This is a genomic window from Anoxybacillus sp., assembly GCF_036834105.1.
Taxonomy (GTDB): domain Bacteria; phylum Bacillota; class Bacilli; order Bacillales; family Anoxybacillaceae; genus Anoxybacillus.
This window is the reverse complement of the sequence record NZ_DAITON010000219.1, coordinates 1-2108: the sequence shown is the minus strand read 5'-3', so window position 1 is coordinate 2108 and position 2108 is coordinate 1. Positions and strand designations below refer to the sequence as shown.

The 2108-nt window shown below is 42.2% G+C and carries 3 protein-coding genes; all 3 read right to left on the bottom strand.

All coding sequences use genetic code 11. The features are described 5' to 3' along the window. The coding region (locus tag V7Z64_RS13090; RefSeq protein WP_334110718.1) for an ADP-ribosylglycohydrolase family protein at positions 1–823 on the bottom strand (823 nt) is incomplete at its 3' end. A gap of 126 nt (positions 824–949) precedes the next feature. Next, a complete protein-coding gene (locus tag V7Z64_RS13085) occupies positions 950–1204 on the bottom strand; it encodes a hypothetical protein (protein ID WP_334110716.1) in 255 nt (84 codons plus the stop codon). A gap of 226 nt (positions 1205–1430) precedes the next feature. Then, on the bottom strand, positions 1431–2108 hold a 678-nt coding region (locus V7Z64_RS13080), incomplete at its 5' end, for an ROK family protein (protein ID WP_334110714.1).

Genomic DNA, 2108 nt, shown 5'->3' with positions numbered 1-2108 from the left:
GACAGGAAGATAAAAAAATCCTCCCGATTTTTGTCGAGAGGGTGCGAAATGTGAGCTCTAACCCTTTCAATCCACCTGCAATTGCAGCGACTGTATCGCTATCCTCCCCCATATTCGTTGCAGAAATGACAACATCTTCAAACGATTCACAACGAAGCAACCAGTGAAGCACCCAACTCATCGTATGTACGACATAGCCATCAGGCAAGCAAGAAGGAGCTTCAGTCAACATCGGTTCATAGCGAGTATGGGCGATTTCTTGAAAAATCGCATCTGATAAACTCTCCCCTTGAAGCAAACGAAACGCGATGCGGTTATAAATGAGACAAGCCTCGGTCGCTTTATCATCCGCATGCGTCATACGCGAATGCCATATCGTGATTTCTTCCATCTTTTCTTTGTCTGCATATGCAAGCGCAATCGGCAAACAACGCATGAGTGACCCGTTGCCTGCACAACGGCCGTTCAGTTTCTCGCAAGCTTTTATCGCTGCGTCAAACCAATCACCATTATATATGGAAAACACGGTACGAATAATCGTTCCGACATCCTTCGGTTTCGTATCATACCAGCGCAAAAACTCCTCACCGATGGTGGGAATCGGGTTATCGGGACTTTGAATAATCCCTTTTGCTACGGCGATCGTCATCGCTGTATCATCTGTCACTTCCCCAGGCAGCAAATCAAAATACCCACCGCCCATGATATCTGTCACTTTTCCGTATCGCTCCCGAACTTCCTCTGCACTCATAAACTCTGTCGTCGCCCCCAGCGCATCGCCAACCGCCACCCCAAACAAGCCTCCTTTGATTCGATCGAGCATGCTTTTCTCTCCTAACGTTTTTATTTTTTGAGGGGAAAAGATCAAATTTCCTTAACTGACAATAATACCCCTCTCTATTTGCAAATCTGTTCACAAATCTTCTTTGTCCCAAATGCCAATTCGTACTTAATAATGATTAAAACGCCGATTGGGATTGTGTACAGGATCAGGCACATTTAAATCCGATTGACGATCTCTTAACTGAGCAACATGTTGATAAATGGCATCTTCACTACGACGGGCAATGGTGTTAGACTGTTCGTATTCTTTAATGAGCTGTGCTATTTCTTTATTACTTTTTTCAGGAAAACGATCGAGGTAGTAATAAATGCAAAGATTTTCTTCCCTTGTCCAATGAGGTGCCTTCACTTTCTTCACCATCCGATCTTCAAAATTTTTTTACCATTTATCATTTCGATAACTCTTCTCTCTATTTCTCCTGGATAAATGACTTTTTTGTAAATATGATACTTATTTGTATAATATGGTTTTTTACTAACTTAAAATATTGAATATTCAGTTTTTTATCAAAAAATAAATGGCTCTAAATCAAGCATATATTCCAAAAAAGATGCCCATTGTATAGGACATCTTTTGAATAACATTGTTATTTATCCCTCAACGCCTGTTTCGCAAGTGCTAAAGCTCCGCATATACCTGCGTTATCTCCTAAACCAGGTCGTGTAATGTAATCATGAATATGTTTTAAAATCACCTCATGTTGTACATATCCGTTCAGATGATTTAAAACGTGACGGTGAATACGAGGTAGCAAGGTGGATTGTTTCGCTACCCCTCCCCCAATAATTACTTGTTCCGGAGATAAAACTAAAATGTACTGTGCGATCGCTTGCCCTAAATAAAAAGCTTCGAGTTCCCACACTTCATCTTGTTCAGAAAGGTCAGCGCCTCGTTTCCCCCATCTCTTTTCGATCGCAGGACCGGAAGCTAGCCCCTCTAAACAATCGCCGTGAAACGGGCAAATGCCAGAAAACGTATCATTTGGATGGCGTCGAACGAGAATATGTCCCATCTCTGGATGGAGTAATCCGTGAACGAGACGTCCCTCGATGATCGCCCCGACACCAATGCCTGTTCCTACTGTCATATAGATACAGCTGTTTTTCCCTTTTGCCCTTCCCCAAAACAATTCTCCTAACGCTGCTGCATTGACATCCGTATCGAATCCGACAGGGATATCGAAATATTTTTCAATCATGCCAACAAAATTAAAATTGGACCAATGGGGTTTTGGTGTATTTGTAATATAGCCATACGTTTGGCT